The sequence below is a fragment of the Mucilaginibacter sp. 22184 genome (genome assembly GCF_052045695.1).
Lineage (GTDB): Bacteria > Bacteroidota > Bacteroidia > Sphingobacteriales > Sphingobacteriaceae > Mucilaginibacter.
The window spans coordinates 340,892-364,722 of the sequence record NZ_JBQEPI010000007.1; the positions used below are offsets into that span (position 1 = coordinate 340,892).

Here is a 23,831-nt window from a genome sequence, read left to right on the forward strand (position 1 = left end):
TGTTAAGCATACATTTTATGGCTTAATGCTGTATCTTAGTTGCTCCTGAATTTTCAAAAAGAGAGAACTGTTAAACCTGTTAAATTACCCTGAATGAGAAAACTACTTTTACTTGTTTTGCTTGCCGCGGGCTTCTCAAGCGTCCGTGCGCAGCATGTATCCCTTGCCAAGGGATGGAAACTGGCCGTTGGCGATTCGACACAATGGGCCTCGCCAACGTATAATGATCAGCATTGGAAAGAGGTTAACGTAGCCCACAGCTGGGAGCAGGAAGGCCATCCCGGTTATGATGGTTTTGGCTGGTACCGCATCCATGTGGTAATCCCCGCATCATTAAAAGAAAAAGCATTTTTGAAAGACAGTCTGCGGATTAACCTGGGCAGTGTTGATGATAACGACGAGGTTTTCCTGAATGGTAAACTGATAGGCCGGTTCGGCGGCAAAACCGGCGACATTAAAACCGGTGGTTTTTATGGTCCGCGTACGTATACTATAGCCGCCAATAACCCGGCTATTTTGTGGGACAAGGAGAATGTTTTGGCCGTTCGTATTTTTGATACCGGCGGCGATGGCGGCATCTACGGTACCAACTTTAGCATTGGCATGGCCGATGTGATGGATCATGTAACTGTAAACACCGAAGCCGATTTTGAATATGGCGAGCATCAGAGCTTGAGCAAATCGGTAAAACTGATCACTACCAATCATTATGATTACAACGGTAAGCTGGCCTTTAGAGTGACCGATCCCGAAACCAATGCCGTTTTATACGAAAAAACAAATGACGCCGCCTTTACTTTTGGCAAGCCATTTACCTATTCGTTTAACATAGCCCGTTTAGAGAAAAAATCATACACTATCACCTATAATTTTACCGACGAAAAATCGGGCAAGGAAATAACCCACACCGAAACAACACCTTACTTGCTCACCCCGTATCCATCGGCCAAACCCAAAATAAATGGTGCCGAAGTTTTTGGCGCACGCCCGGGTAACCCTTTCTTATACCTGATACCGGCCACCGGTCAAAAGCCTTTAATTTATAAGGCGCAGGGGCTGCCCGATGGTCTGAAACTGGATGCAGCTACGGGCATCATCACCGGCGCGGTTGCCCAAAAGGGCACGTATCCGGTAACCTTTACCGTGAGCAACAGGCTGGGTAGCAAAACAAAAGCCTTCACTATTATTATTGGCGATAAAATTGGCTTAACACCGGCACTGGGCTGGAACAGCTGGAACGCCTGGGGTTTAAGTGTGGATGATAAAAAGGTACGCACTTCGGCAAAAGCCATGGCCGACAGGCTAAGCGCGCACGGTTGGGCCTATATCAATATCGACGACGGCTGGGAGGCCGAACAACGCCAGACTGATGGTAAAATAACGGCTAATAGTAAGTTTCCGGATATGAAAGGACTTACCGGTTATGTACACAGCCTGGGCTTGCGTATGGGGATCTATTCGTCGCCGGGGCCGCGTACCTGCGGCGGTTTTCTGGGCAGCTGGCAACATGAAGACCAGGATGCGCAAACTTATGGTGATTGGGGCATCGACTACCTGAAATACGACTGGTGTGCCTACTCCGAAATAGAGCCGCATCCTGATCTGGCCGCGCTTAAAAAGCCGTACCAGGTAATGCGTAACTCTTTGGATAAAATAAACCGCGATATCATGTACAGCCTTTGCCAGTATGGCTGGGGTAAGGTATGGGAGTGGGGTGCCGAGGTAGGCGGCAATAGCTGGCGCACCACCGGCGATATTCAGGATACCTGGCGCAGTTTATCGTCTATAGGTTTTAGCCAGGATAAAGCCGCTCCATTTTCTCAGCCGGGCCACTTTAATGATCCCGATATGCTGGTAGTAGGTAAAGTAGGATGGGGGCCGAGCCTGCATAATACACAGCTCACTTATGATGAGCAGTACACGCACATTAGTTTGTGGAGCTTGTTATCATCGCCATTATTAATTGGTTGCGATATGGGCCACCTGGATAGGTTTACGTTGAATTTGCTTACCAATGATGAGGTACTGGCTATTGATCAGGACGCTTTAGGCAAAGGTGCCAGCCAGTATATCAAAAAAGACGATTACCAGATCTGGGTAAAGGAACTGAAAGATGGCGGCAAGGCCATCGGCCTGTTCAACCTGTCCGACAAGTACCAAACCATCAGCCTGGATAAAAATGATGCTGCCTTAAAAGGCTACACCAAATTCAGAGATGTGTGGCAGCAAAAATACGTGATCACCACCGGTAAAGATTTCAGTGCCAAAGTAGCGCCTCACGGTGTTATGCTGATCAGAGTGGAGAAATAGCTATTTGACTAAACATCATGTCATTGCGAGGAGAGACGACGAAGCAATCTCATTGCCTTCAATATGCAAGCGAAGAGATTGCCACACCATCGCTCGCAATGACATGTTTTTTATGCAATTCTATATTCAAATAACTGGTAACAGTCTGTTTTCTCTTCCCCGTCAGCAGATAAGCTTCGGGCGAAAGCAGGCAGAACAATGCAGGGCGGTGCGGATGCGGGGCATAGCAAGTTTTTGCTGAAGTGTAGGGTTGCGCGAACGAAGTAGGGCAAAATAATTGCAGCCCTGGTTCTGTCCGATTTGCGGGGCAAAGGCTAAGAGCGCAAAGAAGCATTTCTGCTGAAAGTCTTTTGGTTACTTTGTGGCTACAAAGTAACTGTCCCTCCCGCGGCCAAGAGCGGGTATACGCCCGGCTAAACGACTCCTGTATAAGGTGAGTCACGCTACGCAATGACGCACGGGATTTAACCTACTCCGGTGTTTCGTAATAATAAATAGGGGCAAAAACGCCTTCGCTGGTAGTATAATACGCTTTACCATCAGGGGTGAAACCTATCGCTTCACCTTGTTTTTCAACCTTATAATGCAGTTCATCAGGTTTCCTGAGCATGGTTTCCCATATGTGCTCTTTGGGCTCGCGTTTCCAGTAATAAACCTTTTCATAGCTTTTCAGCAGAATTTGCTTGCCATCTTTGGATATGTCGCCGGCGGTGATCCATTTAAAAGGTTTAAAGCCAGAAAAAAACAGTTGAGCACGTTTGGTGAGGGTAACAGTATCCTTAGCATTATACATCAGCGGCGTGGTATAAACCGATACGGTATCCCTTCTTTTGCTTACAATACACAGCAATTTTTCAACCGGGTCAAGCATCAGGGTTTCGGCATCTTTTGGGCCATCGGGGTATTTCAAATAAAGCGGTTCGGCTTCGGCATGGGTGAGGCTGTCGGTTGCCCATGATCTTTTTTCGCGGATCCGGTAAATGGTGATATATGGCCATCTGCCCGCATTGTCGCCAATATCGCCTATATAAACGTAGCTTTTGCCTTTGGCTGGTCCCGGGCCTACTGCAATGTCTTCACAATCGCGTACACCTAAAGGTATATCCTTTGAGCCGGTAAAGTAAATAGTGGTTTTTAATTTTCCGTCAGGCGTTATCGCAAAAAAGCGACTGGTATCACCACTGTCGTTATGTACATAATAAATGCCGGGGTTGATGGTTGAGGCGGCTATACCCGATGTCTCATCCATTTGTTTACTTTGGAGCGTGCCAGATTGCGCAACCTTGTCAAATAGCCTGTGCTTGGCAAAGGCCCCCACAAAAATAAGGATGACTAAGGGTGCTATTAATTTTAATTTTTTTGATCTGGACATCTTATTTGTTGCGAATAATAACGCAAATTAACCAAAATATTATGAAGATAGCATTAAATAAATGCCTTGGATTATAAGTAAACAGTTGGTGAGCAATAAATTAGGGGCAATAAGCTGTTTGTCAGAAATGCTTCTTAAAGTAAGAGCCTATGAAAAGGGCTTGCCTACTGCCTTGACATAGCTCAGCATAAGACAGCCACCAAAGGAGCCTTGGGCTCGTGCGATTCCTTCCCTCGGGAAGGGGAGGAAGGGGTTTATGGAATGGGGAATCATCGTGTGTAGAAACCCTTCCCTGTCATTACACCTGTAAGTGTTTTAATTTAAATGCTGGGTGGGCCGTTCAAACTTTTGGAAGGGCATTTTAACCGCACCAACAAAAGTTCCGTTTAATTCTTCGTTCATATGAGTGTCAATCCCAAATACAGTTTCCTCCTGGCTTAGTTTGCCAAAAGTGCCAAAAAGCCGGTCCCAGATGCTCAGCACATCACCATAATTGCAATCGGTATAGGGTAACTGATAATGGTGGTGCACATGGTGCAGGTTGGGGGTTATAAACACTAAACCTACTATTCGGTTAACTTTTTCGGGTAGCCTGAATTTCGTATGCGCGATGATATTGGAGAAAGATTGAAACGTTTGACGCAAAATTAAAACGCCAATAGCCGGGCCGCAAATAAATACCCACAGCATCAGGAAACAAGTGCGTATACCGGTTTCAAAAGGGTGTTCGCGGGTGGTAGTGGAAACGTCAACATTCAGATCGCTGTGATGTACCAGGTGAAATTTCCATAGGGCTTCAACCTTGTGCATGGTCACGTGGTAAATATATTCGCACAGATCAAGCAGTACAAACAAACTGGTATAATATACCCAGGGGTTTTTATAATACGGAATAAAATTGATGAGCCCCCAATGATGAGCTATAGTCCATTTAGATATCAGGATAACAAAGGTAGTTAAAGCGAGTTGTATGGGTAACGCGGTGAAGATAAACAAAGCGTTTACCGTAGAGTGTTTCCACTTGCTGAGGGCACCTTCTGATGAAACCATTGCTTCGGCAAACCATAAGCTCGTAATGATGCCTGCATATAAAATTACCTGGGTAAGATCTTCGTGATGTGAGAAAAAGGAACGCAATTCTGCCATTTATCGAATTAAATTAATAGGGATTTAAAGGTAAGTTAATTTAGCATCAATCAGATATTTGATCTTTTTGTCTTCATCATTTGTTCATTTTTGGGAAGGGGATTTGAGTATCTCTCATGGAGATAATAGGAAGGTAAAATGCCTGGGAAATGTGTGATTTCCTCCCTTGGGGGGAGGAAGCTTTTTCTATGATGATAGCATAAACCCCTTCTCAGGTTTGCGCTCGTTTGCACTACAGGTGTTGGGAATACGGAAAAAGAGCGAAGGATGGCGCGATTCCCCTCTTGAAAGGGGTGGAGGGGTGTGTTCTTCTGCTTCATAAACACACCCTGCCACTGCACAAGTCTGCGCGCCCCCTCTCAAGAGGGGAAATGTTATGCAACAAAAAAAGGCCCTTAAAAGGGCCTTTTCAAATGCTTTTATAATTTATACCTGGCTTGGTTCAAGCTTAGGTTTTACAGCTTCGGCGCGGGTCATGTCGATATCCGGTTTGGATATATCGGTTAACGCAACCTTGCCGCGTTCTTTACGCAGGATACGGTTAAATAAGGATATCTCGCGATCAAACAGGAAACGGAAAAATAATTTTGTCCATGAAGTATGATAGTGCAGGGTATCATAATACTCAGGTGCTGTTTTTTTGATCTCTGGTAATTTATTCCATGGAATTGACGGAAAGTCATGATGTTCGTTATGGAACCCCACATTGAAAGCTACCACGTTAAAATTGCCATAATAGCTGTAGGTTTCCTGTTCCTCGGTGTGAGTAAGGTAATGTTCCTGTATCCAGCGGGCACCCAGTGGATGCAATCCAACCGAGAAAGAAAAGCTTAACAATAAGAAAGCAACTGCCGGCCAGCCCATAAAATACCATATGGCGGTAGTAAACACCACCTGTAGTACAAAGTTGGTCAGTATCCACCCGTCAAACGGATGTATTTCTCTTAATCTTGATAAACGGAAAAGTTGGAAAACCGGGAAGAATAGTAACCACATGGCTTTACCAAAAAAAGAATTGCTGATCAGTTTTGCTTCCCATTTGTTGGGCAAATCGGCATCAAGCTCATGTACACCCTGAAAAGAGTGGTGTTTAATATGGTATTTTTCGAACGATATAGCGCTTGGCAATATTTGCGGTAAATTGGCAAACATAGAGGCCCAGCGATTAGCATTACGGTTTTTAAATAACAGCTGATGGGTGCATTCGTGTATCATTACAAACAAGGCATGATCGGCAAAAGCACCTAATAAATAAGCTGCCCCAAAAATGATCCACCAGGATTGATCACGAACAAACCAGGCTAAAACTACCTGAAATACCACCAGACCAATGATAGCCCATATGGTTTTTGGGTTCTTGCCAATCAGTTTACGTAGCTCCGGAAATTGCTTTAGGATTTTTTTTGTACGAATACGATGAGGTTCAGACTCCTGGGAGTAAACAAAATCAGTTTTTTTAATCATATAGTTTATAAACGCTAAATATAATGAAAACGTGTTTAAAGTATCATTTTTTTGTAAAAAATTTTCGTTAAAGATCAAACTTCATAAACATTTCATGAATATTTTATATAAAATTTACTTTGCCGATACCTGAACACCAATGCTTTAAGCATGTTAAACTTCAAACGGGATGTAAACCGGCCCCCGCAAAAATTCAGGTAGATAACTCAGGCTATAAATTTTACATCAACACCTGTAGGGATTATTTTATTGGTGTTATTGCTGTGATCAGATCTATAATAAGCGTTCCCGAAAGTGCAGAAATTTTTCATGATATTGAATTAAATTGTTGTTAATTTTTATTTACAACACTTTCATTGGTTTTTACCCTTATTCTGGTTAGATGGTATTTTATTAATTATCGCCAATTATTGGCCAAGCTACAGCATCAATTTGTAGACATTCTGTATTCACCAGATTTGCTACAGTTTTGATCCGGAAGTTTGCATACCGGCACTGGATATTCTATATAATATTGCGTGTTTTTGTATAAACAGCAGCCCGGTTTTCCTGATAACAAAGGAAACCGGGCTGTTTGGTTAAAGGAAAATACAACAACCAAACCGACCGTTCGGTATGTTGTTATTTGGTAGGCAATAAATTAATACTTTTTAAACTTTTAAAAGCCGTCAATAATTTCGTTAAAAAGTGTTAAAATGGATTAAAACTTTATTAAAACAGACAATTAAAGAGCTTTTTTAGCCCCTTTTTGAACAAAAAATTGTTAAAATACCAGGTTTAAAAAGTTTTTGCACAAAAGAAACCTATAATAAACCGTAAAACTCATAACATTAAACTCAAAAATTATGTGGTGGATCTATGCTTTATTTTCGGCCCTGTTTGCCGCCCTTACCGCGATATTTGCCAAAGTAGGCATCAAAGGCGTTGATACCGACCTGGCAACCGCCATACGCACGGTAGTGATACTGATACTGGCCTGGGGTATTGTGCTGTTTAAAGGGAGTAATCAGGGTATCAGTAGTTTATCCAAAGTAAACTGGACGTTCCTGGTGCTTTCGGGTTGCGCTACCGGGCTTTCGTGGATCTGTTATTTTAAGGCACTGCAACTGGGCAAGGTATCGCAGGTGGCCCCGGTTGATAAACTGAGTGTGGCCATCGCTATTGTTTTATCGGTGATATTTTTAGGCGAACCCCTTACCTGGAAAACAGCATCGGGTGCGCTGCTCATCATTGGCGGTACTTTGGTGCTTATTTTTTAAGGTTTTGTAGCAGGTATTTTACGTTGGGTTAATCATATTGTAACAAATACACAACAATTGATAAAATTCAGTTTTAATCCAATCTTTCTTGGCAAATTCGCGGGTTGAATAATCCTTTTATCATTCGAATGAAGCCCGTTTTTATACTATTTTTATTTTTTGTTTTTTTTGTAAATGTTCAGGCCCAGGTTAACCCCGCTGCTAAAGGAAAAATAAGCGGTAAAGTTACCGATGCCACTAATAAACAGCCGGTTGATTATGCCACTGTTTCCGTTTATAAGCAAGGCAGCGCGTCGCCTTTTAATGGTATCAGTACCGATACCAAAGGAAATTTTACAATTGATCATATTCCCGCTGGTGAGTATAAAGTTACGGCCGACTTTTTAGGCTATCAACGGGCTACTATAGAGCATGTGATAGTAAAAGATGGTAATGTATCCATCGGCGAAATAAAACTAAGCCCGGTGCCGCATCAGCTTCAGGGGGTAACCATTACGGCCAAAACGCCGACGGTTGAAAATAAGATCGATAAGATGGTGTATAACCCGCAAAACGATCTGAGTGCTCAAGGTGGTGTCGCTATCGATATATTAAAGAAAGTACCGCAAATAACCGTTGACATTGATGGTAATGTGGAATTGCAGGGTAATGCCAATATCCGCTTCCTGATCAACGGTAAGCCTTCCAGTATTTTTGGAGCAAGTTTGGCCGATGCGCTGGCCAGCATTCCGGCCAGCCAGATCAAGAGTATTGAGGTGGTTACCAGCCCGGGTGCTAAATATGATGCTGCGGGTACCGGTGGTATTGTAAACATTATATTAAAGGACAGCAGGGTAGAAGGGGTGAATGGCAGTGTTAACCTGTCGGCAGGTACACGCCGCGAAAATGGATCATTTAACCTTAATGTTCGCAAAGGCAACTTTGGGGTGAACGCTTTTTTTAGTGGTAACGCGCAGATCAACAGCAACTCGCCCAATACCCGTAACCGTGATTCCAAAGATTCGCTAAATAACAATACCAACCTGTTTCAGCAGGGTAGTAATAACTTTAAGCGTAACGGCTATCAATCGGGCCTGAACTTTACCTGGAATATCACCAAGCATGATGATCTGACGGCTTCCATCGGGTTTAATCATTTTGGTAACCATGGCGATGCCATAACCAATGAAGAGTCGCGCAAAACAAGTCCGGGTGGTGCTTTGCTTTCAGATACAAGCGATATCCGCCACTCCAACAGTAAATTCAATGGTACCTCTACCGATGTTAGCGTGAGCTACAAAAAAACGTTTGATAAGGAAGGGCAGGAGCTTAACGTGTTGTATACCTCCAGCTTTGGTAATAATAGTTTCAGCTCGTTCCAGCAGCAAGATTATCTGAACAATGTGAAACCTTCAACGGGTATATCAAATACCAACCCGGGTAAAGATCATGAAACCACGGTTTCTGTTGATTACACGCACCCGGTAAGTAAAACTTTCACTATTGAAACTGGCGGCAAGCTCGATTTTAACAATATCAATAATAGCGTAGCTACTTCGGTATTATCACCAGATGGCGTGTTTGAACCAAGCCCGGGCCAAACCTATAGCTTTAAGTACGATCGTAAGATATATGCCTATTATTTGTCGGCTTCCGCGTCGTTATTTAATAGCTTTCTGGATGTAAAAGGTGGTTTACGGGATGAGTACACCGTTACAACAGCCGATTTTCAGGGCGTTAATATCCCCAATTATAATATCCTGGCGCCATCGCTCGTATTCTCGCATAAGCTTGATGCTACGCAATCTGTTAAGTTGAGCTATACCCGCAGGATACAGCGCCCGGACTACGGTGATCTGAACCCGTTTTTAAATATCAGCGATGTGCACAACATCAGCACAGGTAACCCTAATCTGAAACCCGAGAAGGGGGATAATTTTGAACTCGGGTACAATAAAAGCTTTGACAAAGGAGCTAATATTAATATTGCTGCTTTTTATCGCCGTAATACAGATGATATACAGTCGTTCACTACTTTTTACACTACATTGGATGTAAATGGTACTACGTATACCAATGTATCCTACAACCAGCGATACAATTTAGGATCAGAGACCCGCACTGGTATTAACATTTATGCATCGGTACCGGTTACCAGTAAATTGAGTTTGCGTACCAATATGATATTTAGCGACAGAACCAGCAATAACCCGGGTTTTACAAGCGTAAGTGCTTTTGCTTACCGTCTGAATTTGAATGCTCAATATAATTTCGGACACGACCTGAGCGCAGAGTTTTTTGGCAATTACAATTCATCGCAGAAGGGTATACAGGGAACCAACCCTAAATTTGTTTTCTATAACCTGGCCATGCGCAAAATGTTCATGAACAAAAAGGCCAGTATTGGGCTTACTGCATCAAATCCGTTTGCCAAATATGTTAGCCAGAGTTCGTCTACATTCGGAAACGGTTTTTACCAAACCAACCTGCGCCTGGTGCCTGTACAATCATTCGGTATCAGCCTAAGCTACAAATTTGGCAAGCTTGATTTTAAGAAAGATAACAGGGATAACAAGGATGATGATAACATGAATAACAACTCTGATAATCCTCCTTCAACAGAAAAGCCTAAAGATGGTAACGGTGGAGGCGGTAAAAGTAAATAAACCAAAAAGCGATGCCGAGATGATCTCAGCATCGCTTTTTGCTATAGCACTTTAAAATAAGAGCTGTATTTTTTATCCGTTTTTGATCAGGATACTTTCAATAATAAGAGTGGCATCTTCACAGCTATCGGTAGCGGTTTCCATCGCCATAAATACGTCGGTGTATTTAATGAGTTGAATAGCATCCTTTTCATTGGCCAGCAGATCGGCAAAGGCTTTATTGTAAACGGTATCAGCCTGGTATTCCAATTTTTTGATACTGGTGCAAAGTTCAAATATCTGCGCCGAATTACCCAGGTTATTCATGGCGTTGATCGCTTTTTCGAGCTCGGTGCTGGTTTGCAGTATCAAGTTGGCCAGGCTCAGCATAGGTGCTGTTATTTTAGGCACATCATATAAATGTATACGGCGCGATGCCATAGCTATGCTATCGGCAACATCATCAATAGCGGCTGCCAAATCGCACATATCCTTACGCTGAAAGGGTGATATCAGCTGTTTACCTGATTCTGAGAATACCAGGTGAGTGATCTCGTAACTTTTTATCTTTAATTTGTCGATATGGGTGAAATTGTATTTTTGCTCAAAAACATCTTTTGAGTTTACAGCCATATCCAGCAATTTAGCCATTTCGGCTACATTGGCTGCCGCTCTGTTAAACAAGTCATAAAAAATCTTATTGGAATTTGGAAGTATCGACATACACTGAACTTTATGATCCTTTTTTTATTAATATCATTAAACTAAAATGTTGTATTTTAGTTGATTAACTTGCTTAAGTCCTCAATAATATTTCGCCTAAATGTAGAGATTAATTTGCGCATCAAGGTCATGTTATTGTTAATGTAATGTTAATTTAATATTATTAATTAACGTATATTTAAGGCATGACCAGGAATCATCTACCTACTTATGTTATTGTTGAGCTGCTGATCAGGTTATCACAACACAATTATTTGATAGGCGATTACAAGTATCATAGTGTGTTTGATACGGGGGTAATGGTTAAAACCTCGGGTGGAAGTATCAATTTTCCAACTCAGATTGTACTGCGGCAGTTTGAAGATCCCGCTAAGATCAGCGATGACGAGCTGTCGCAAATGGCATTACGGTTCAAAAAAGCCTAATTGCCATTATGTTATTGTATTGTAACATTTTAACTCTTAACAAAACAATATGAGGGTACTGCTTATTATGTTTATATAAGTTCATTATTTATGAAACCCGCTGATAAACATTATAAATTTATAAACAGTAAAACTGGTTATGTAATTTATTATCATTCCATAAGCAGCGACCATACCGCCGAACAGATCAAGGCCGAATTGCAGGAAATAAAAGCCCGTGTGGCCATTAACAATGGCATATATCTCGAAACTGTTTACTGGGAAGAGTTTAAAGACGATGTTAATGTTTAGGCTTACCTCTTAATCACGGAAAAAACGGCACAAAAAACCCCTGCCTTTCGGCAAGGGCAAAAACCACAACAATTGTTTAATCTTAAGGCTATGAACCCCTAAGATCAATTCCTAACTGCAATGTGGCGTTTTTTCTATATAACGTTACTGATCGTCAATTAGTTTTAGCTTTTTATATGTTTTACTGGTAATGTGTTAAACTAACTTATTTGTATAGTGAATGAAAAGCAAACAATATTCATGTTATATTTACCAGTAAAACTATAAAACACGCTATGAGAAAATTATTACAATTTAAAGCAGGATTGCTTTTTGCATTTGTGCTTTTAACCTCAGTTGCCTTTGCCCAGGATAAAAAGCCGGCAAGCCCACATGACAGTACAACAGCAGTAGTAGCCGGTTCAACCATTAAAATTAAATATGGCAGTCCGTACGTAAAAGGCCGTAAAGTTTTGGGCGAATTAGTACCATTTGATAAGGTATGGCGTGCCGGGGCCGATTCTGCAACCAGCATTACCACCAGCAAAGCTATAAAGGTTGAAGGAAAGCCATTGGCAGCGGGCAGATATGCCTTTTTTGTGATCCCTGACAAAAACGGCAGCTGGACTATTATTTTTGATAAGAACCCGAAACAGTGGGGAGCTTATACTTATAAAGAAAGCAACGATGCTTTACGTGTAACCGTTAAAGGAAAAACCATCCCTAAAGAGGAGAGCCTTAAATACACCATTACCAAGAGTGGTTTTGCGCTGAAATGGGATACTTTCGAAGTCCCGGTTTCTATAAAATAAAATTGCTATCATTAACTTGATGTATCAAAGCCCCTCAAAGGGGCTTTTTTTATGCCTTAATAGCCTTGAATAACCATTTAATAGTAATTTAGTAAATTACTATTAGTTTATATATCCCTAATGCGTTATAACTTTCGCGAAAAGCCTTTGTTAAAAAGGATAGCAGTTATATTATCCCTGGCCCTGGCCATTTTTATACTGATGCAATTTGGCGATCACCCGGTTTGGGTTGAGCGTTATTATTCTGAGGGATTTTATGTGTTAATTTGCTATACCCTGCACCCGCTTTTTAACCTGTTTCCGTTTAGTGTGGGCGATATTATATATGTGGCGGTTATAGCCTACCTGATCTATAAAACTATCAGTTTCTTTAAACTCCTTTTTAAAAAACAATTTAAAAAGGCAGGAGTAATGTTATTGGGTTTAGTGATAGGGGTGCAGGCAGGTATATTGACATTTTATCTTTTTTGGGGGATGAATTATTTCCGTCCATCAGCGGCGGAGCGGCTTAATTTACGGGATACCTCCTTTACCACTGCCGACCTGCACAAAGTAACCCAGTTGCTTATTGATAGTGCAAATGCCACACGGGCGCGGGTTACCGCAGCCGATATGGCGCAAAGCAATAGTACTATTTATCAAACCGCCAAACATGCGCTGAGCGGGCTATCTACCAGCTCGGTTAGTTTTCGAGCCTGGCATCCGCGTGTTAAGCCGTCTATGCTTACATTTTTGCTCAATTTTATGGGTACGTCCGGCTATTATAATCCTTTTACTTCCGAAGCACAGATCAACTTCCAAATGCCTGTTTTTAACCGGCCATTCGTGGCTTGTCATGAAATGTCACATCAGATGGGGTACGGTGCCGAAGATGAGGCCGATTTTGCCGGTTTTGTTGTTGCCATACACTCTAAAGACAGGTTGCTACGCTATTCGGCCTACCACCTGGCTGTTAGTGAGTTCATGTATTCATTAGGCAGACGTGATACGGTAGCCTATAAGGCACTCAAAGCTACCATATCAAAGCAAGTGCGCCATGATTATGCCACCGAACACAGCTATTGGCTATCCTATGAAAACAAACTCAACGCTATCAGCAGCATTTTTTACGATAGCTTTTTAAAGGCCAACAATCAACCCCAGGGACTCGAAACCTATAACCGGATGGTATTGCTGGTAATGGCCCAGGAGCGTAAAAACTGGGTTCATTAAGGTTCATTGGGTTACTTTTTTATTGGTTCATTGGTGTGTGGTTGTATAATACATGCTTATTAGCTATTACGGTTAATTAACGTGTGAAAGAAAACAGGCTCACCGCATTTACCACTGAACCACTGAACCAATGAACAAGTAACCCAATGAACCAATAAAAAAAATGCGCTCCGGTATCTCACCCCCGGAACGCATTGCAATATCATCCAATGATATTGTATCAACTAAATCTCAGATATCATGCTTAATGAGTACCTAAGCTCTTATAAATTTACCTCAGCGAAAACGTGCCCGGTAAACAAAACTTTATTACTTTGTAAGTATGCTGTTTATAGCAATAAGATCGATCAGTTTTGGTATTCAATTATGAATAATTGAATGGAAACGCCTATGTGTTGTAAATATTATACGCTTGAATGGCAAATCTACTGTAATTATTATGAAAACATTTTAAACTTTATAAACAAAAAGTCAAATTGGCCAGTAAAAATATCGTTACTATGAAGCATTGTATAACTATAGTTTTAATATTTTCTCCAATGGTAATTTTTGCTCAAATATTTAATCCAAAAGAAATAAAACGGGCAGAGCAACTGGCGAAAACTGTAACCATTATTCGCGATAATTGGGGAGTTCCGCACATTTATGGAAAGACGGACGCGGCGGTAGTTTTTGGACTGATGTATACCCAATGCGAAGATAATTTTAAAGGCATCGAGCGTAATTACCTGTACCAATTGGGCCGGCAAACCGAAGTTGACGGCAGTAGCAAACTATATACCGATGTACAATTACAACTAATAGCCGATAGCGCGGAAGCGATTAAAGATTATAGAGCCAGTGCGCCCTGGTTTAAAAAGCTCATGGATGCTTTTGCCGATGGTATCAACTATTACCTGTACAAACACCCCGAGGTAAAGCCACTGGTATTTAAGCGTTTTGAACCCTGGTATGCTTTAATGTTTACCGATGGCAGCGTTGCCGCAACCGAAACCGGAGGCATCCGCCTCAATGAAACAGAGGAATTTTATAGTAGATGGAATAAACAGCTGGGCGTCCTGATCAACAAGCCCAATCCCATTTATGATATGATCAATGAGCGCGAAACGGGTTCAAACGGTTTTGCTATAGCGCCATCCAAATCAGCCTCGGGGCATGCTTTGTTATATATAAACCCGCATGTGCCTTTTTATTTCCGCAGCGAAGTAGGTTTGGTGAGCGATGAGGGCTTGAACGCATACGGCGCGGTTACCTGGGGACAGTTTTTTATTTACCAGGGTTTTAACCAGCATTGCGGTTGGATGCATACCAGCAGCTACGCTGATGTGGGCGACCTGTACGCCGAGAAAATGAGTAAAAAAGATGGTAAATGGTATTATGAATACAACGGCTCGCTTAAACCAGTTGCCACCCGTAAACTGGTGCTGAATATCAGAAACGGCGATAAACTGGAACCGAAAACGATTACAGGGTACTATACCCATCATGGCCCCGTTTTAGGCAGCCGCGATGGTAAATGGCTGGCACTGAAAGCCAACAATCGCTCTTATAACGCTTTGCTGGAGTCATGGCTGATCACTAAAGCAAATACTCTTGCGGAATATAGAAAGGCTATGGACCTGGTATCAAATGCTTCCAACAGTACGGTCTATGCAGATGATAAGGGAAATATCGTATTCTGGTATGGTAACTATATACCCAAACGCGATCCGAAGTTTGACTGGAGCTTACCTGTTGATGGCAGCATACCGGCAACCGAATGGCAGGGTGTGCATGCGCTAAAAGATATCATTACCGATATCAATCCGGCAACCGGCTGGATTCAGAATTGTAATTCTACACCTTACACAGCCTCAGGAACCAGTAGTCCGGACAAGAGTAAATATCCTGTTTACATGGCTCCCGATGGCGAGAATTACCGGGCCATTACCGCCATTAAATTACTCAAAGATGCAGACCATATCACCCTTAATCAACTGATAGCGAAGGGCTATAACCATTACCTCGCTGCTTTTGATGATCTGTTGCCACCCTTGTTCGCGGCTTATGAGCGTGCACCTGATTCTGTTAAGCGTTCACTGACGGAGCCCGTACTGCTATTGAAGCAATGGGATAAGTATTGCGCTGTAAATTCTGTAGCCAGTACCCTGGCCATTGAGTGGGGTACCTTGATGATGAAAAACCTGCCGCCACCGCAAACAGATCAGCAGAGCACATTTATTACCCAACGTGTGAAAAAACTTGCTCAGATGAGCGGCGATCAGCAGCTTGAATTTTTAACGACGGTTTTAAAAAACCTGCAAAGCCGCTTTGGTACATGGAAAATGGCGTGGGGGGATATAAACAGGTACCAGCGCCCTGCAGATGGCATTACCTTTGATGATAAACTACCGAGTATCCCCGTGGGGGCAACCGGATCGGGCTTTGGGCAGTTGCCATCGTTCCAGAGCCGTACCGTGAATACACAAAAACGCTACGGTTATTCGGGCAATAGCTTTGTAGCAGCGGTGGAGTTTGGTCCGAAGATAAAGGCGAAAAGTATCATGACCGGAGGGCAGTCTTTTAATGCGACATCAAAAAACTTTACCGATCAGGCGCAGGGTTTTATTGATGGCCAATTTAAAGATGTATTATTTTATAAAAGCGATGTGTTGAAACACGCTCAAAAAACCTATCATCCGGGTGATTAAACGGTTGGGTTAATATCAAAAAAATGAAAAAATATCTCTTTATCGCTTTACTGGTATTTTGCAGCGGCCATGTATTTAGCCAAAGCATTACACTGAATGATTTGATCAACATTTCCAACCTGCCTAATGACGATGCCCATAACTACCTGGTAAATGGCAAAGGGTTTAAAAATGAATATCTGCAGGAACTGAACGGCAGAACGATAGAGCATTTGCGTAAGATTGCCGGTAATAAAACCCAGGAAACGGTGATCATAGGCGAAGGATATAAACTCAGCAATGGTACCCAGTTGCGCACGGTTACCTATAAATCGCAAACACCACAACATTTGTTTAATTTAATAACACAGGCCAAAAGCGCCGGCTTGAAAATGAACATTCAGGGTGCCGACGCGGCGAACAATATTTACCTGTTCGATAATAACTTTTATCACATTGCGGTATATGTTAACCGGGATAATACCTTTGGATCAATAGAGGTGAAACAAAAGGAGTTCATCGGTTTCGATTAAGTTTTTCCTCTCATCAAATCCGGTGCGGCTTTATTATATTGCATAACCAATTGATAAAGCCTATGAAAACCATCAGTCGCAAAAAGTTCATCACCACCGCTGCGCTCGCAGCAGCCGGTATCCCTTTGGGTGTGAATGCTCTCTCCAAAACACCGGTACCCCCTTTAACTTCTACTGATTTAAATACCAACAAACGCACCGTAGAAAAGATTAAAGTAAGTATCTTCTCCAAACATCTGCACTGGCTCAATTATGCTGATATGGCCGCGCTGGCTGCCGAAATGGGTTTTGATGGTGTTGATCTCACTGTGCGGCCCGATGGTCATGTATTACCCGAAAATGTTACTGCCGATCTGCCCAAAGCTGTTGCCGCGGTTGAAAAAGCCGGGTTAAAAGTGTATTCCATAGTAACCAATATTAAACAAGCCGACGAGAAATACGCGGCTGATATTTTGAAAGCGGCTTCGGCGCTGGGTATTAAATATTACCGTACAGCCTGGTTTAATTATGATAAAACACTTACTGTGCCGGCAAATTTGCAGCTAATCAGCAAGCAACTGGCTGGTTTGGCAGCTTTTAATGAGAAATACCATATGCACGGCGCTTATCAAAATCATTCTGGTGATCTGTTTGGTGCCTCCATCTGGGATCTTTGGCTGGCGCTAAAAGATCTTGATCCGACATCAATAGGCTGCCAGTACGATATCAGGCATGCCACCACCGAGGGTGCCGACACCTGGGCTACTTCGATACAACCGCTTGTTCCTTTTATTAAAACTACCAACATCAAAGATTTTTACTGGGACAAAAAGGATGGCAAATGGCAGGTGAAGAGCGTTCCGCTGGGCGAGGGCATGGTCAATTTCAAGAAATATTTTGAAGTGCTCAAGCAACAAAACATTGGCGGGCCGCTGAGTTTGCATTGTGAGTACGATGCATTGGGCGGCGCGCAGGATGGAGCCAAACAAATAACCATCAGCAAACATCAATTTACCAGCATCGTGCAAAAAGACTTATCCACATTGCGCGGGTGGCTAAAAGATAATGCTTTATGATCATTTAATGGATAATTGATGCGTTGCCCTTGTTTTCAGTTACTTAGCTGTATGGCTGTCGATAAAACAATTTGCATATATAATAAGTTTCTTATTATATTTAGTAAAATAAGGTATGCCTCTTTAACTCATAAAGCCGCTGCCTTTTATACCAATTAACCTTTAAAAAAAAGGAGGCTGTCATGAACCTGGTTCATAAAATTGAAAATTGGGGAGATACTCATCACCCTAAAGCCCTTGATGTGGTACGCATTGCGCTCGGCGTGTTTTTATTGCTCAAAGGCATTGCCTTTATGCAAAATACGGCTTACCTCAAAAGCTTGATTGATAGTCAGGATGTGATTGATCTGACGCCCGGTGTATTGATGGCGTTGGTTTATTATGTAACCTTCGCGCATATGGTTGGTGGCGTACTTATAGCGGTAGGCATCCTCACCCGTTTAGGCTGCATTATACAAATACCGATAGTTTTGGGCGCGGTATTTTTAACCGGCATTTTTCAGGAACCTATCAACGCGATGGCATGGCCGTCTATCGTAGCACTGGTACTACTGGTGGTTTTCATGATACTCGGATCGGGGCCCATATCATTGGATAAGTATTTGAGCGAGAAACCTTAATTGATAAATTATAACGGCCCTTGCGATGGCCTGTGACGAGAGGTGTTGGGAATACCGAATTTTTATAAAAGTTGTCATTTCGATAGAGCAGTGAGGGGGCATGAGCGTTGTGCGAAAGAGAAATCTTATACGCGACGCAAAGCTTTAATTGTAAATAGAACAAGATTTCTCCTCGTTCCTCGTTCGAAATGACAACGGGTTTATGTCTTTCCAACACTCGTAGTCACAAACGAGCGCAATAAGTTGAATTCTGAAAATTCTTAAATTCTGTTAATTCTGATTCAGACAAAAACTAATATCCTGCCGCCAACTCATCTACATAGCACCAGAGCCAGCGTTCGCCGGGTTCGGCTGAGATCACTACCGGATGACCGGTTTGTTTAAAATGTTTGGTCATGTGTGTATTGGGCGAGCTATCACAGCAAAGCGTAACACCACAGGTTTGGCAGGTACGCAGATGCATCCACGAGGAATGTGTTTTCACACACTCCTCGCAAACGTAATCTTGTGGTTGTTTGATATCCTTAACGGCCGTTAAATGCTGGCATGTTTCGTCTTCCATCATTTTTGTCTTATTAAACTTCGGCCAGGTATTTATGTACAAAGCTAATAGCCATGGAGCCTTCGCCCACAGCTGATGCTACACGGTTCATAGCTCCGGCACGTACGTCGCCGGCGGCAAATATGCCCGAACAGCTGGTTTCCAGTAAAAACGGATCGCGTTTAAGTTTCCATATTTTACCAAAACCTTCATAGCTGCGCAGCTCGCGCCCGGTTTCGATAAAGTCCTTATTGTTTTTGATAATATCAAGTTTGATCCAGTCGGTATAAGGTTTCGCGCCTATGAAAATATATAGGGCATTGGCTACCTTTTTCTCCGTTTCCTGGGTTTTACAGTTCAACAGGGTTAATTCTTCCAGGCAATTGGTGCCGGCGGCTTCAGCTATCTCTGTATTGGGTACCAGGTGAATGTTGGGCGTATCAGCAATCTGGTTAATCAAGTATGCCGACATGGTAGCCACCAGATCGTCCCGGCGGATAATGATGTACACGTTTTTGGCAAATTTAGACAAGTGCATAGCCGCTTGACCCGCGGAGTTACCGCCACCAATTACATATACTTCTTTACCGGTGCATGCCGTAGCTTCGGTAGTGGCGGCACCATAGTAAATGCCAGCGCCGGTGTAATTTTCAACACCCTTAACCTCCAGTTTACGATAATCGACACCTGTAGTGATTACTACCGTACGACTGATGATCTCTGGTCCATCATCCAAAATAATGGTTTTGTAGCCATCTTTTTGTTTGATATCACTTACTGATTGAGGTGATAAAAACTCGGCACCTAAACGCATGGCCTGGCTTATAGCCCGACGGGTAAGGTCGGCGCCGCTTAAACCAGCCGGGAAACCCAGGTAATTTTCAATACGCGAACTGGTACCTGCCTGTCCGCCTGGTGCTTTGCGCTCGATTAACAAAGTCTTTAAACCTTCGGATGCGCCGTAAACGGCTGCTGCCAGCCCTGCGGGGCCGGCACCTATGATCACTACATCATAAACATCGGTCAATTGCTGCGGGCTTTTGTCCAGTTTTTCGGCTATGGCCCTTATGCTTGGTTTGGCTATATGGCTGCCATCTTCAAAAATTACAAGGGGTAAGTCGTCGGTGCTTAAATTATTTAAGGTTAACAAACCGGCGGCATCAACATTTTTCTCAATATCAAACCATCGGTAGGGAATCAGGTTACCAGCCAAAAAATCTTTGATCTGGTGCGATTGCGGATTAAACTGGAAGCCTACCAGCTTGATACCCACAAATTCGGGTACATAGTTATTTTGCCAATCGTCTAACAGATCATTAATTACCGGATATAGTTTTTCCTCTGGTGGATCCCAGGGTTTCATCAGGTAATAATCAAGCTGTACATCATTTATGGCTTTTATCGCGGCCTCGGTATCCGAGTAGGCGGTAAGCAAAACACGTTTAGCATCAGGGAATATTTTTTTTGCCTTCTCTAAAAATTTCACTCCTTCCATCTCGGGCATGCGCTGATCGCACAGGAACAAAGCAACCACGTCCGAGCTGTTTTTTAGTTCGGTAAGACTTTCCAGGGCCTCATTTGCTGATGTGGTGCTCAAAATTTTGTACTCTTTACCATACTGCGACCTGATGTCGCGGCTTATGGACCGCAGTACCTGCGGGTCATCGTCAATGGAAAATATTATAGGGCGGCTCATAGGGGTGATTTTCTGAAGGTAAAATTATTAAATATTTTATCAAGTATCGAGTGGCTAGTATCAGGTATCAAGATTTTTGAAAATGTATAAAAACAAAGTTGTCTTGATACCTGATACTAGCTACTTGATACTAACACGTTACCCATCAATCAGGAAACAAACACTGAATACAGTTTTGCCCGGCATTGATTTTACTTTGATAGAGCCACGGTGTTGTTTTACAATACGCTGTACCACTTCAAGGCCCATACCTGTGCCTTTGCCCATTTCTTTGGTTGTAAAAAACGGATCAAATATCAGGCTTTGTATCTCTTCTGGTATGCCTGGGCCGTCGTCAACTATAAATACTTCCACAAACTCACGGTCGCGGCGTGTTTTAACGGTTAATGTTCCCTGGCCGTTAACAGACATGGCATCAATGGCATTATCGATCAGGTTGGTCCATACCTGGTTAAGCTCGCCTATCAGGGCTTTTACCTCGGGGAGGGTTTCGTCAAAGTCTTCAATAACGTTGATATTACCTTTCCTGATCTTGTAACCCAGCATGGTAAGCGTGTTGCGTATGCCAATGTGTATATCGGCATATTGCTTATCCTGCCCGCGATCCATGTGGGTAAATGTTTTAACAGAGCTTACCAGTTCGGCAATACGCCTGGCCGATTCCTGTATATCGCTGATCATTTTCTCGGAGATCAATACATCGCTTATCCAGTTTAGTATATCTGACAAGTTTTCGGATGTAACAATGGCATCAAATTGTTCAAGGGTATCTATGCTGAAGTTAAAATCAACAAAGCTTTCAACAATATCGTAACCATTCTCAATCTCGTGCTCATCAAACCATTCCATTATTTCATCTTCGCGATGAGTACGTTGTTTAAGGCTTAAACGTGTTGTATTTTGCTGTGAAATCTGATGAAATAAAAGATCGGTAACACCGGTAACCTGGTGTGGCTCAAGCCGCATGGTAAAGATGGCCTTAACACTTTCAGGTTCCTGCTCCAGGTGCTTTTTCAGGGTGAGGGAGTCGCGCACGATGGCGGACGCCGGGTTGTTCAATTCATGAGCCAATCCGGCCGAGAGCTTACCCAGTGCCATCATTTTTTCATTCTGCTGCTGCAGGGCTGTAAAATCACGCACACGGGTGGTCATGATATTCACCAGCGACTGGGTGAGCTCATAATGATTCCTGATCATGTCTGGTATCAGCTCGGTATCAAAGCTCCGTATATGTAATTTGCCAATGGCTTGCGCATATCCTTTGGATATTTTTCCCCTTGAAAATGGCAGGTAGCCGGTAATGTTACCCGGACCTACAACAGTAAATTCGCGTCGGAAACCACCTTGCATCATAAAGAAACGCATACTGCCATCAACCATAATATGAGGGCCGCTCATGGGTTCGCCGGGTTGCATCAGAAATTCCCCGTCCTCAAAAATATTATCAACGCTATTCTCCAACAGCCATTGCAGCTGATCTTCGGGCACACCATTAAAAGCTTCGAGCGATTTTAACCAGGATACAGTTACCGTTTGCATGTATTAAAATTAGCTATTATTATTCAACAGTTTAATGAGCACAATATTGTGCAGCAGTAAACCCAGCAAAATTGCTTTTGCTAAAATACGTAGGATTTTTTAATTGGGTAACTTATGACCAATGATTTACATTAATACGATAAATCTGATCATCGGGCGGGAACACTATCGATGGTTTTTTTATTGTAAATTATTGATAATGATTTAATTATAATGTTTATCAAATAAATATCGCCCATTTTTATTGCCTCTGATAAAGACCATGAGTTTGAGTATATAAACATCTTCCCGGTGGCGGCTCCGGCCGCCACCTTGTTGAGGAAATGATGCATTTAGCGCGTTACCATACTTGAGAAAGCTGGTAAGAAAGATCAAACATGAGATTGATCCGGACTTAGTTGATTTGATCAGTAAAACGCGTCCCGGTGGTGAGATCCGATGACGCTTTTATTATTATACGTAAAATATTATACGTAAAAGTATCGGTCCTGGTTTGCCGGTTTTGTCGATCAGATCACGGATTCCATCGAATATATTTTTCCCTGTATGCTGTAAAATGCTTTTAATGCGAACAGATTATAAGAAATTAAGCTATTTATACATTTTTTATCTACATTTACCCTATCAATTGTAAAATAGCTTGAATGAAACCGCTTTTGTTAAAAGTTTCTTCGGGACCCGCACATTCATTTAGTGTAAGGCGCGATGTGTTGCCCGATATTAATAACCGCTGGCACTGCCATCCGGAACTTGAACTCATTTACTTTAAAAAAGGTGGTGGTACCCAGTTTATCGGCGATAGTATCAAACAGTTTAAAGCGGGTGATATGACGCTGGTTGGCTCCAATTTACCGCATTACTGGCGTTTTGATGATGTTTATTTTGATCATAACGGGCATGAGAAAGTAGAGATAATCGTAGTTCATTTTTGCGAAAATTTTTGGGGCGACCATTTTTTGCAGTTGCCCGAAAACAAGCTGATCAAAGTTTTACTGGAACGATCAAAAAGGGGTTTGCAGATCAGTGGCGTTACCAAAGAGAAATTAACCGTGTTGCTGGAAGATATGCTGGATACCGATGGCGCCGAAAGGATCATCATGCTGCTTAAGGCCCTCAATACCATGGCCATCAGTAACCCGGTTAACTACCTTACTTCCATTGGTTTCAAGTATGATCATAATGAGTCGGAAAACGACAGGCTTAACAATATCTACGAGTACTCGGTACGTAATTTCAGGAAAAAGATATACCTGGATGAGATTGCCGAAATAGCTGGAGTGAGTTCCAATTCCTTTTGCCGGTATTTTAAATCAAAAACCCGTAAAACCTACTCGCAGTTCATTATCGAAATAAAGGTAGGTTACGCTTGTAAGTTGCTGATAGAAAATAAGATGAATATCAAGCAATTATGCTATGATAGCGGATTCAATAATTTTTCGACCTTTCATAAGCACTTTAAGCAGGTAACCGGGAAAAGTCCGCTGATGTATCAGAAGGAGTTTACCAAGAACCCGTAAAGAGGGCAGGAAGAGATCAGAAAGTGGGTTTACATGTAAACCCA

General features: G+C 42.5%; 19 protein-coding genes. 12 read left to right on the forward strand and 7 right to left on the reverse strand.

Annotation, left to right across the window (positions count from 1 at the left end):
• The first annotated feature begins 93 nt into the window (after positions 1-93).
• Positions 94-2,310, forward strand: coding sequence for a putative Ig domain-containing protein (locus tag ACTJKG_RS17520; protein WP_440739936.1), 2,217 nt, complete (start codon positions 94-96; stop codon positions 2,308-2,310).
• A 469-nt stretch (positions 2,311-2,779) separates the two neighbouring features.
• Here the strand turns inward: ACTJKG_RS17520 and ACTJKG_RS17525 are convergent, their stop codons facing one another.
• The 3 genes from ACTJKG_RS17525 to ACTJKG_RS17535 all read right to left on the reverse strand — a co-directional run bounded on the left by ACTJKG_RS17525 (position 2,780) and on the right by ACTJKG_RS17535 (position 6,292).
• A complete protein-coding gene (locus ACTJKG_RS17525; RefSeq protein WP_440739937.1) occupies positions 2,780-3,559 on the reverse strand; it encodes a hypothetical protein in 780 nt (259 codons plus the stop codon).
• Positions 3,560-3,997: 438 nt separating this feature from the next.
• A complete protein-coding gene (locus ACTJKG_RS17530) occupies positions 3,998-4,828 on the reverse strand; it encodes a sterol desaturase family protein (RefSeq protein WP_440739938.1) in 831 nt (276 codons plus the stop codon).
• Positions 4,829-5,254: 426 nt separating this feature from the next.
• A complete protein-coding gene (locus ACTJKG_RS17535) occupies positions 5,255-6,292 on the reverse strand; it encodes a fatty acid desaturase (RefSeq protein ID WP_172337103.1) in 1,038 nt (345 codons plus the stop codon).
• Positions 6,293-7,137: 845 nt separating this feature from the next.
• Between ACTJKG_RS17535 and ACTJKG_RS17540 the strand changes: the two genes are divergently transcribed.
• Both ACTJKG_RS17540 and ACTJKG_RS17545 read left to right on the forward strand, forming a co-directional pair.
• Positions 7,138-7,551, forward strand: a complete 414-nt coding sequence (locus tag ACTJKG_RS17540) for an EamA family transporter (RefSeq protein WP_172337104.1) — start codon at positions 7,138-7,140, stop codon at positions 7,549-7,551.
• A gap of 128 nt (positions 7,552-7,679) precedes the next feature.
• Positions 7,680-10,196 carry a TonB-dependent receptor domain-containing protein gene (locus tag ACTJKG_RS17545; RefSeq protein WP_440739939.1) on the forward strand — a complete coding sequence of 839 codons (2,517 nt, stop codon included), beginning with the start codon at positions 7,680-7,682 and terminating at the stop codon, positions 10,194-10,196.
• A 72-nt stretch (positions 10,197-10,268) separates the two neighbouring features.
• Here the strand turns inward: ACTJKG_RS17545 and ACTJKG_RS17550 are convergent, their stop codons facing one another.
• A complete protein-coding gene (locus ACTJKG_RS17550; protein WP_172337106.1) occupies positions 10,269-10,898 on the reverse strand; it encodes a DUF47 domain-containing protein in 630 nt (209 codons plus the stop codon).
• 185 nt (positions 10,899-11,083) lie between these two features.
• Between ACTJKG_RS17550 and ACTJKG_RS17555 the strand changes: the two genes are divergently transcribed.
• From ACTJKG_RS17555 to ACTJKG_RS17590, 8 genes are all read left to right on the forward strand, one after another.
• Positions 11,084-11,323 (forward strand): hypothetical protein, encoded by a 240-nt coding sequence (locus ACTJKG_RS17555; RefSeq protein WP_172337107.1) that lies wholly within the window; start codon positions 11,084-11,086, stop codon positions 11,321-11,323.
• Positions 11,324-11,413: 90 nt separating this feature from the next.
• Positions 11,414-11,614 (forward strand): hypothetical protein, encoded by a 201-nt coding sequence (locus ACTJKG_RS17560; protein ID WP_172337108.1) that lies wholly within the window; start codon positions 11,414-11,416, stop codon positions 11,612-11,614.
• A 275-nt stretch (positions 11,615-11,889) separates the two neighbouring features.
• On the forward strand, positions 11,890-12,405 hold the full coding sequence (locus tag ACTJKG_RS17565; protein WP_172337109.1) for a DUF2911 domain-containing protein: 516 nt from the start codon (positions 11,890-11,892) through the stop codon (positions 12,403-12,405).
• Positions 12,406-12,525: 120 nt separating this feature from the next.
• Complete coding sequence (locus ACTJKG_RS17570) at positions 12,526-13,617, forward strand: DUF3810 domain-containing protein (RefSeq protein WP_440739940.1); 1,092 nt, start codon at positions 12,526-12,528, stop codon at positions 13,615-13,617.
• Positions 13,618-14,156: 539 nt separating this feature from the next.
• Complete coding sequence (locus ACTJKG_RS17575) at positions 14,157-16,307, forward strand: penicillin acylase family protein (protein WP_440739941.1); 2,151 nt, start codon at positions 14,157-14,159, stop codon at positions 16,305-16,307.
• A gap of 23 nt (positions 16,308-16,330) precedes the next feature.
• On the forward strand, positions 16,331-16,819 hold the full coding sequence (locus ACTJKG_RS17580) for a hypothetical protein (protein WP_172337112.1): 489 nt from the start codon (positions 16,331-16,333) through the stop codon (positions 16,817-16,819).
• A 62-nt stretch (positions 16,820-16,881) separates the two neighbouring features.
• A complete protein-coding gene (locus tag ACTJKG_RS17585) occupies positions 16,882-17,874 on the forward strand; it encodes a sugar phosphate isomerase/epimerase family protein (RefSeq protein ID WP_440739942.1) in 993 nt (330 codons plus the stop codon).
• A 182-nt stretch (positions 17,875-18,056) separates the two neighbouring features.
• The gene (locus ACTJKG_RS17590) at positions 18,057-18,494 is read left to right on the forward strand and encodes a DoxX family protein (RefSeq protein WP_440739943.1); all 438 of its coding nucleotides are present in this window, start codon (positions 18,057-18,059) and stop codon (positions 18,492-18,494) included.
• A gap of 292 nt (positions 18,495-18,786) precedes the next feature.
• Here ACTJKG_RS17590 and ACTJKG_RS17595 read toward each other — a convergent pair whose 3' ends face one another.
• The 3 genes from ACTJKG_RS17595 to ACTJKG_RS17605 all read right to left on the reverse strand — a co-directional run bounded on the left by ACTJKG_RS17595 (position 18,787) and on the right by ACTJKG_RS17605 (position 22,270).
• On the reverse strand, positions 18,787-19,059 hold the full coding sequence (locus ACTJKG_RS17595) for a UBP-type zinc finger domain-containing protein (RefSeq protein WP_172337115.1): 273 nt from the start codon (positions 19,057-19,059) through the stop codon (positions 18,787-18,789).
• Positions 19,060-19,069: 10 nt separating this feature from the next.
• The gene (locus ACTJKG_RS17600) at positions 19,070-20,731 is read right to left on the reverse strand and encodes a response regulator (protein WP_172337116.1); all 1,662 of its coding nucleotides are present in this window, start codon (positions 20,729-20,731) and stop codon (positions 19,070-19,072) included.
• 138 nt (positions 20,732-20,869) lie between these two features.
• Positions 20,870-22,270 carry an ATP-binding protein gene (locus ACTJKG_RS17605; protein ID WP_172337117.1) on the reverse strand — a complete coding sequence of 467 codons (1,401 nt, stop codon included), beginning with the start codon at positions 22,268-22,270 and terminating at the stop codon, positions 20,870-20,872.
• 644 nt (positions 22,271-22,914) lie between these two features.
• On the opposite strand from ACTJKG_RS17605, the gene ACTJKG_RS17610 reads away from it, so the two are divergent.
• On the forward strand, positions 22,915-23,787 hold the full coding sequence (locus ACTJKG_RS17610; protein WP_172337118.1) for an AraC family transcriptional regulator: 873 nt from the start codon (positions 22,915-22,917) through the stop codon (positions 23,785-23,787).
• Positions 23,788-23,831 lie beyond the last annotated feature (44 nt).

What these genes read in the sequence shown, in the direction of transcription:
- ACTJKG_RS17530 (WP_440739938.1), bottom strand. Translation starts at nt 4,828, where the DNA reads ATGGCAGAATTGCGTTCCTTTTTCTCACATCACGAAGATCTTACCCAG.
- ACTJKG_RS17535 (WP_172337103.1), bottom strand. Translation starts at nt 6,292, where the DNA reads ATGATTAAAAAAACTGATTTTGTTTACTCCCAGGAGTCTGAACCTCAT.
- ACTJKG_RS17555 (WP_172337107.1), top strand. Translation starts at nt 11,084, where the DNA reads ATGACCAGGAATCATCTACCTACTTATGTTATTGTTGAGCTGCTGATC.
- ACTJKG_RS17610 (WP_172337118.1), top strand. Translation starts at nt 22,915, where the DNA reads ATGAAACCGCTTTTGTTAAAAGTTTCTTCGGGACCCGCACATTCATTT.
- ACTJKG_RS17595 (WP_172337115.1), bottom strand. Translation starts at nt 19,059, where the DNA reads ATGATGGAAGACGAAACATGCCAGCATTTAACGGCCGTTAAGGATATC.
- ACTJKG_RS17570 (WP_440739940.1), top strand. Translation starts at nt 12,526, where the DNA reads ATGCGTTATAACTTTCGCGAAAAGCCTTTGTTAAAAAGGATAGCAGTT.
- ACTJKG_RS17520 (WP_440739936.1), top strand. Translation starts at nt 94, where the DNA reads ATGAGAAAACTACTTTTACTTGTTTTGCTTGCCGCGGGCTTCTCAAGC.
- ACTJKG_RS17565 (WP_172337109.1), top strand. Translation starts at nt 11,890, where the DNA reads ATGAGAAAATTATTACAATTTAAAGCAGGATTGCTTTTTGCATTTGTG.
- ACTJKG_RS17560 (WP_172337108.1), top strand. Translation starts at nt 11,414, where the DNA reads ATGAAACCCGCTGATAAACATTATAAATTTATAAACAGTAAAACTGGT.
- ACTJKG_RS17575 (WP_440739941.1), top strand. Translation starts at nt 14,157, where the DNA reads ATGGTAATTTTTGCTCAAATATTTAATCCAAAAGAAATAAAACGGGCA.
- ACTJKG_RS17550 (WP_172337106.1), bottom strand. Translation starts at nt 10,898, where the DNA reads ATGTCGATACTTCCAAATTCCAATAAGATTTTTTATGACTTGTTTAAC.
- ACTJKG_RS17590 (WP_440739943.1), top strand. Translation starts at nt 18,057, where the DNA reads ATGAACCTGGTTCATAAAATTGAAAATTGGGGAGATACTCATCACCCT.
- ACTJKG_RS17540 (WP_172337104.1), top strand. Translation starts at nt 7,138, where the DNA reads ATGTGGTGGATCTATGCTTTATTTTCGGCCCTGTTTGCCGCCCTTACC.
- ACTJKG_RS17525 (WP_440739937.1), bottom strand. Translation starts at nt 3,559, where the DNA reads ATGGATGAGACATCGGGTATAGCCGCCTCAACCATCAACCCCGGCATT.
- ACTJKG_RS17580 (WP_172337112.1), top strand. Translation starts at nt 16,331, where the DNA reads ATGAAAAAATATCTCTTTATCGCTTTACTGGTATTTTGCAGCGGCCAT.
- ACTJKG_RS17600 (WP_172337116.1), bottom strand. Translation starts at nt 20,731, where the DNA reads ATGAGCCGCCCTATAATATTTTCCATTGACGATGACCCGCAGGTACTG.
- ACTJKG_RS17605 (WP_172337117.1), bottom strand. Translation starts at nt 22,270, where the DNA reads ATGCAAACGGTAACTGTATCCTGGTTAAAATCGCTCGAAGCTTTTAAT.
- ACTJKG_RS17545 (WP_440739939.1), top strand. Translation starts at nt 7,680, where the DNA reads ATGAAGCCCGTTTTTATACTATTTTTATTTTTTGTTTTTTTTGTAAAT.
- ACTJKG_RS17585 (WP_440739942.1), top strand. Translation starts at nt 16,882, where the DNA reads ATGAAAACCATCAGTCGCAAAAAGTTCATCACCACCGCTGCGCTCGCA.